Annotated in this window: 6 protein-coding genes and 1 pseudogene; 4 read left to right on the top strand and 3 right to left on the bottom strand. The window is 57.0% G+C overall.

Translation table 11 applies throughout. The features are described from left to right. The first annotated feature begins 683 nt into the window (after positions 1-683). Entirely contained in the window at positions 684-1,220 is a 537-nt protein-coding gene (locus EVC45_RS48115; RefSeq protein ID WP_373683127.1) for a hypothetical protein, read from the top strand. Positions 1,221-1,440: 220 nt separating this feature from the next. Here the strand turns inward: EVC45_RS48115 and EVC45_RS47385 are convergent, their stop codons facing one another. The 3 genes from EVC45_RS47385 to EVC45_RS48110 all read right to left on the bottom strand — a co-directional run bounded on the left by EVC45_RS47385 (position 1,441) and on the right by EVC45_RS48110 (position 3,671). Continuing rightward, complete coding sequence (locus tag EVC45_RS47385; protein WP_248295503.1) at positions 1,441-1,674, bottom strand: hypothetical protein; 234 nt, start codon at positions 1,672-1,674, stop codon at positions 1,441-1,443. Positions 1,675-2,415: 741 nt separating this feature from the next. Beyond that, on the bottom strand, positions 2,416-3,405 hold the full coding sequence (locus EVC45_RS43060; RefSeq protein WP_129964155.1) for a hypothetical protein: 990 nt from the start codon (positions 3,403-3,405) through the stop codon (positions 2,416-2,418). Then, positions 3,402-3,671 (bottom strand): AlpA family transcriptional regulator, encoded by a 270-nt coding sequence (locus tag EVC45_RS48110; RefSeq protein WP_129964154.1) that lies wholly within the window; start codon positions 3,669-3,671, stop codon positions 3,402-3,404. Before EVC45_RS48110 ends, EVC45_RS43060 begins: the two co-directional genes overlap by 4 nt. 316 nt (positions 3,672-3,987) lie before the next feature. Here EVC45_RS48110 and EVC45_RS43050 point away from each other — a divergent pair, with 316 nt between their 5' ends. The 3 genes and pseudogenes from EVC45_RS43050 to EVC45_RS43040 all read left to right on the top strand — a co-directional run. After that, positions 3,988-4,737, top strand: a complete 750-nt coding sequence (locus EVC45_RS43050) for a hypothetical protein (protein ID WP_129964153.1) — start codon at positions 3,988-3,990, stop codon at positions 4,735-4,737. A gap of 336 nt (positions 4,738-5,073) precedes the next feature. Beyond that, positions 5,074-5,568: a hypothetical protein gene (locus EVC45_RS43045; protein ID WP_129964152.1), complete on the top strand. Its 495-nt coding sequence runs from the start codon at positions 5,074-5,076 to the stop codon at positions 5,566-5,568. 365 nt (positions 5,569-5,933) lie between these two features. Then, positions 5,934-6,205 (top strand): annotated as a pseudogene (locus tag EVC45_RS43040) (transposase); the annotation flags it as partial. Between the last annotated feature and the right edge of the window lie 69 nt (positions 6,206-6,274).

Below are 6,274 nucleotides of genomic sequence, written 5' to 3'. Positions count from 1 at the left end.
CTCTGTCCAACGCAATCGTGCTCCCCACTGGCCTTCACCAACCGGCTGTTCTGTATGTTTTTACACGGCCTCGGCCGATGTGAGCCGCACGGCAACTTATTCCGCTATCGCGTCGCTTCGTCCAAAACGCTTTCGCTACCTGCACTAGAGACGAGGACCTCCTCGAAACACTTGCGAGAGCCGAACGTGCCGCAGAAGCAGCAAAGCCGATCTGGGCGACCCCGAAACCCTGACTTTTCGATGGTTGCCGTGAAGATTGTGCAGGTCGAGTCGCCCCAAAAGTTTTGACCTTTCGCGCCGCAGAGCCGGTTGAGCCATCCCTAAAACTCCGGCCCTTCGCGATACGCCTTGGACGGGTCGTCTTCGAAACCCTCACCTTTCGGTGATTGCCGGCATCCCCGAAACCCTGACCTTTCGCGACGCGGCGCCGGTGGAGTCATCCCAAAAGCTTTGACCTTTGTGCCGTAGTGTCACCCCCGAGCCCCTGACCTTTCGCGACGCGGCGTCGGTCGAGTCTTCCCCGAACCCCTGACCATTCGCGACGCGGCGTCGGTCGAGTCTTCCCCGAACCCCCGACCCTTCGTTGATTGCGGCGGCGATTGCGTCATCCCCGAAACCCTGACCTTTTACGCATCGGCCGCGCGCGGTCAGTCCTGCATTGCATATCGGCTCGCGCGCGCATCATGCAGCGCGTGATGTCGGCCGCCATGCTCGCGAAAGTACATTTCCGAACGTTCGGGGCGCAGAGCTTGGCCGATATGGCACGCCAACCAGCCATCCGGTACGTCGCCGACGAGATCCACGAACAAATCCCAGTCGCCGGCGTAGTCGAAGCACAGCATGCGCTCTTGCTCGCTGTCGAACTGAGCCAGCCACGCGAGAAGATCGGCGCGCAAGGCGTCGCGTGTGAAGACACGGCCTGGATGCTGGCCGAGTTGCGGCAACACCGCTTCACGCACGAACGCGGTACAGGTCGCATCGTCGTAATCCGAACGCTCGCCGTAGAACTCGCGACCATCGTCAGCAACGAGCGCAATCGATATCAGATCGCAGTCGACGAAATCAGTGAACTCAGTGTCAACGAAAAGACGCACGACTGCGCACCTCCATTTATTTTTCCAGTACCGAAATCTCACCGGTCAGCCGGCATCTCGGTGGGCAACCCGAAATGCCTCGCGGCGTCTTTCCCATTAATCATTTACTGCCGGACGGCCGTCTAGCGCCGCTCCGGCGGAAGCAATCGACGCCGCAATGACGCTTTTCCAGAATCAGGATCCCCCGTCCAACGGCCGCTAGCTAAATCGACGCAGAAACGACGCCGAAACGACGCCGAAACGACGCCGAAACGACGCAGATGTCAGCTCAGATTCTCGCGACAGAGTTCAACATGGTCGAATCGACGCCAGAACGACGCAATGGTCATGGGTCCGTCTGCGCTGGTCAAGCCGGCTTCTGATCGCGCCGGATTGCACTCGCCTTCTTGAAGCGCGATAAGCGATCGACCTTTGGCGAGTGCTTGATGGGTCGCGCCGTCTGAACGAACTGCGCAGTGAACCCGCCGCCGCGTCCCTTGCGACCATGAGCAGCATGCCCATATTTTCCGATGCTGTAGTCGCTGAGATGGCCCATGACTTTGGCAGCGTGCTCTAGTGAGATGCTGGCATCTGCTTTCATGTCGGATGCCACCTGGTGCCGGAAGCAGTTGGGACTAACACGTGTCCGCAACCTTGGAAAGGTGCTCTTCCCAAGCTGAACTACACTGTTGTAAAGATAGTCCTTATCGTGAGCGATCGTGAATCGGGCTCTTCCATCGATTGCGTGAAGAGAAGACCTGGCATGCAGTAGCTGCAACGCGGGATGGGCGTCGTCATTGATGACAAATCCAATGACGCGCTTTGGCTGCCCCCGCTCCCGACCGCCTGCGTCGACGCATTTCGCGCCTGTCAGCTGTATCGCGAGGCGGCTACCGCTCACAATAATTTCTGCACCGTTTGCGAGCTCTGCTGACCGGCATCCGGTGAGCCACAGAATCGCGAGTGCAGGGAGCAATCCCGGTCTAGATTCCCGCCATTGAGGTTCGGATGCTGTCCGCCAAAGGGCTTCACGCCAGTCTGCCGGAAGCACTTTAAGAGCTGGTCTTTTCGCTTTTCCCATGGTGTGCGTATGCAATGAGGTTGTCTTTGAGATGTGGTTTCGAGTCGTTCTATTGGCGAATATGACGTCTTCCAAACAATTTGAAGGCGACTAAACACCACCCCCGAGTCGCTACGCGCCTCGACCCCTGAGGGGTCGGGCTTGGTCTGCTTCAGCCACAACCAGCCATGCCTTCGCATGTCGTTGTTGTGGCTGAAACAGACCAAGCCCCCTCTTGTCCGACATGCCGTCCGGACAAGAGTCCGACACGATTTCGACGCGCTAGGGATCCATACCATTGGGATCTGGACTCGTAACGCGTTTCCTTTTCTTCTCGGCTCCGTTACGTATTAAGCGATCAAGTTGTCCGCGATCTAGCCCAGTTTGGGACGGCGGCAATCCAATCGCCGCCCGCTCTGCCGCCGCTCGCTGCTCGCGTTCAGCGTTTCTAAGGCTGATGGTTTTACTGATCGAAGTGCGGCGGCTTCTCGCGCTCGCGACGTCGAGTCCCCCGTTCGGTGCAAATGGCTGGCCGGGTTCTTGGCCGAGGGCTCGCTTGACGAGCGACCGCGTCCATCGTTCAACATGTGCGATGGTGTTTCCCTTTCGTGCGTTGGCTGCGAACTCGTCAACGATTTGCTGCGCAGTTAAATGGGCAAGCGATTCAGACTTACTAAAGACTCGTAGAAAAATTGCGCGATGGGGTTGTGCTTCTGCTTCAAAAATCAGATCTGGAAACGAACCAACCGGTCCTCCTGTGGTGTTTGTGTTACTAGAAGCTTCTGTATTTTTGTTTCTTTGTTTGCGCGCGGATTTCCCGAATGCGGTGGCTCCGCGTTCGGACGCTCCGAGTTCGGAAAACAGGTTTTCGGCCACTTCACGTTTACCGGCAGGAGAGGGTCGCTTACGATTCTTCAACCCTTCATGAGGCGGCGCTGGCGGGACAAGCGAAAAGACATAGGCCCACCGCCAGTGACCACGGGCGTTTTGATAGCGGGAGCGATTTAGATACCCGATCGCGATTAGCTCCCGCGCGATTCTTGACCAGCGGGTGTTACCGTTGATGCCAAGGATATGGCGTAGTGGGCCGATGCGAACTTCCCATCCATTCTCCTTACCGGCAAGCCAGCTAGCTACCGCTCGAGAGTCCAGGCTCAACCGCCAATCTTCGAGTACATACGTCGGAATACTGCGATAGTCGAATTCACGACTCTTTCGAACCGTGATTACAGGATCAACACCTGCCGCAGTCTCTACGTCCCGACAAGTCACGCTATCTCCGACTTACGCGGGCGACCACGGCGCTGCGCGACCGTATTAAGACCATTTAACCACTCCCGCACGTCAGAAGCGCGCCATCGTACGCAACGGTTTCGGCTCATAGCGGGACGAGGGAACTCTCCTTGCATGTTGCGCTGGTAGAACGCTCCGGGCGTGATACCAAGAAGGCAAGCGAATTCCTTTGGTGAGATAAGCGCACTCGGGTCTAGCTGTCCGAACGTCACGCGAAAATCGCCGACACTACTCTCAAAAGGCATTTGCGAGCTCCTATATGGATCAGGTAATCTGATTTCAGATATTCGGGGCCGCGTCGCTTACTGCACATGGCGCATAAAGAGGGGTTCTGGGGTGACACGACGAAGTGCGGGGATCGGAAACGAGGAACGAGCCCGTAGGCATGCATTAGCCTGCTATCTGGTGACCGTATTGACGTCCGGCGGGAAAGTCGCGCGAGCTGTGATTGAGGAAAGACTCGACCTTCCTGCGGGGAAATTGACAGAAATGTGCCGCCGAACTACACGGAAGAGGGTCGATAGGAATTCAGGCAAGCGCGTCGAAGCGCCGCCAAGCGGGTTGGAAGACTGGGAATTCGCTTTGATCGTCGGCAAAGGCTACGACAAGGGTCGTGGCCTGCTCACTGATAGGTTTGTTTTTGAGTTCGGACTCGGGCAACTAGTTGAGCGTGTTCAACTGCGTAGTGTTTCAGGATTAACTGGAAGCAGGGAAGTTGAAGCAGGGGACGAGATCAAGGGCACGATTAAGGCGCAGCTCAGCAATCGCCACAAAGCAAACAGGATATTTATTGCGGGACTTGCACACGTGCGCCGAGGTGAAGTTCCTTGGTCAAACAACGGTAGGCGCAAGAAGTGGGCGAATGCGTCCTCAGCGGAGCGCCTGCGTTCGTTCGACGCCTGGTTCGATGCGATCGATCGCCTGGGTTGCCATGTCGTGAACCGTGAGGGATGGGAAGTTTGGTTCGAAGGAGCTGATCCTGCGGCGTCGATGGAGCAGTTCAATTGGCATTGGAGCAGCGCGTGGGCCCCTGGCGAAGCTCCGTGTCCGCCTTGGATTTGGCCAGAGGCTGATTATTGGGACGCTCTTGACGCGCTGAACTCTGCCGATTTCCTTGACACGCTGATTCTCGTGACCGAAAGCGATATGCCGTATGCCGCTTATCACCGTCGACTTGTACAACCTGAACGCAAGATTGAGCGAGCGCAGCCAATCGCCATAGTGACAATAGACGACCAAGATTGGGAATGCGATTGTGACATCGATGGCAATGACACTGCCCGTTGGCTCAGGCGGCGACTTCGAAGGTGACGTGGCAGATGGTACTCGATGCGTAGCCGGCGGAGAAATGGCGGAGCACGGTTCAAATCTCTATTAGGACGGCCTGAGGCGAACAAACCCATAATTAGTAAAAATCTCGTATAATCAAAGCGTTAAGGTCGAATGGCCTTGAATGCACTGGGGCAATTTCTCTCTCCGAAGGCAGGGGTTGCTGGTTCGATCCCAGCCGGGCGCGCCAATAGGCTATTTAGAATCAATAACTTGCCGAAGACGTCCCTTGCGCGCGAGTCTTCGTACGGAAACCGTACGGAATTGCGGGTTGCGTGAAACCCGTTTCAAAATCAGCGTACCTCGAATAGTCCCCGAATGACCTATCCACGGCCGGAACACTACGTCCGCCCACGGGCCAAAGTGTCAAAAAAATGGTGGGATGCCCCTGAAGAGCTCACCCCGGAGGAGCGCAAAGAGTTCGAGGAGTACAAAAAAGCCTGCAAGGTGATCGGCGAACGTCTTCTGACATGGGTGACAAGCGCGAGAGCGTCTTGCGTCCCGGCGTCGAACAAGAAAGAACAAGCAAAGCGGATCGAGGGTATCGCAAGCGAATTGCTGGGGGCAGTGCGACGTGCTATCCACAGCGCCTCGATCGCGAACGACGTGTGGCAAGCGTACGTCGGCTTGTATCGTGCTACGCAAAGCATCCGCGCCGCAGTGGAAATAGTCTCCGCATTGCCGGCCCAGCACCAGTATTTCCAGGAGGAAGTGGCCATTCTGATGCAGAGCATCAGTGACTTGGCGCCGCCGCTAGTCCTCCCTCCGACGCCGAAGCTGTGTTCTTCAAGAACTCCACGCAGCACTCCTTAGAAGAGGCGGAGAGGGCGGCTAAAAGTCGTACGTGCAGAGATCGTCCGGCAAGCTCTCACGGTATGGCTGCACCGGTTCCAGGCTTTGCCTCCGTCCACCCCGATGGCGTCTTCCACGATGTCCTTGGGCTTGCCTGCGAATATCACGGCATGGAAAAGAAGGACTGGCCTGGGCACGTGGTTAGCCGATATAAAAGAAGCACTCAGGAACCCGGAGCTGACCCACTACGCTATCGTGGACGTGGCGGGTTTTTTCGATAACGTGGATTTACGAGGGGCCACCCATCATCTTCCTCTCGACAGGAAGGCGATGGATGAAGTTGACCCGCCAAAACGGACACCTATCCTTTTACAGGAGGTGCCGAAATGGGTAAGACTCGTACACCGTACCCGGCGGAATTCCGGGCGCAGATGGTGGAACTGGTCAAGGCCGGGCGAACACCGCAGGAACTCGCGCGCGAGTTCGAACCGACGGCGCAGACCATCACCAACTGGGTTGCGCAAGCCGATCGTGATGTGGGGTGCGTCATGACGGGCTGACCACGGCCGAGCGGCAGGAACTTACGCGGCTGCGCCGTGAGAATCGCCAGTTAAAAATGGAGCGCGACATCCTCTCTCACGCAGCGGCCTTGCGGCGGCTCCGGTTTTTCTGGACACAGAGTTGGGGTAAAACGTGTGATCCAAACTGGAGTAGTTGATGTTGAAGA

It is taken from the genome of Paraburkholderia sp. UYCP14C (genome assembly GCF_004197395.1).
Classification (GTDB): Bacteria; Pseudomonadota; Gammaproteobacteria; order Burkholderiales; family Burkholderiaceae; genus Paraburkholderia.
The sequence above is the reverse complement of the archived record's forward strand: the minus strand, read 5'-3'. Positions and strand labels throughout refer to the sequence as shown.

Coding starts and splice junctions, on each gene's coding strand:
- EVC45_RS48115 (WP_373683127.1), top strand. CDS start 684: ATGCAGCGCGTGATGTCGGCCGCCATGCTCGCGAAAGTACATTTCCGA.
- EVC45_RS47385 (WP_248295503.1), bottom strand. CDS start 1,674: ATGAAAGCAGATGCCAGCATCTCACTAGAGCACGCTGCCAAAGTCATG.
- EVC45_RS48110 (WP_129964154.1), bottom strand. CDS start 3,671: ATGCCTTTTGAGAGTAGTGTCGGCGATTTTCGCGTGACGTTCGGACAG.
- EVC45_RS43045 (WP_129964152.1), top strand. CDS start 5,074: ATGACCTATCCACGGCCGGAACACTACGTCCGCCCACGGGCCAAAGTG.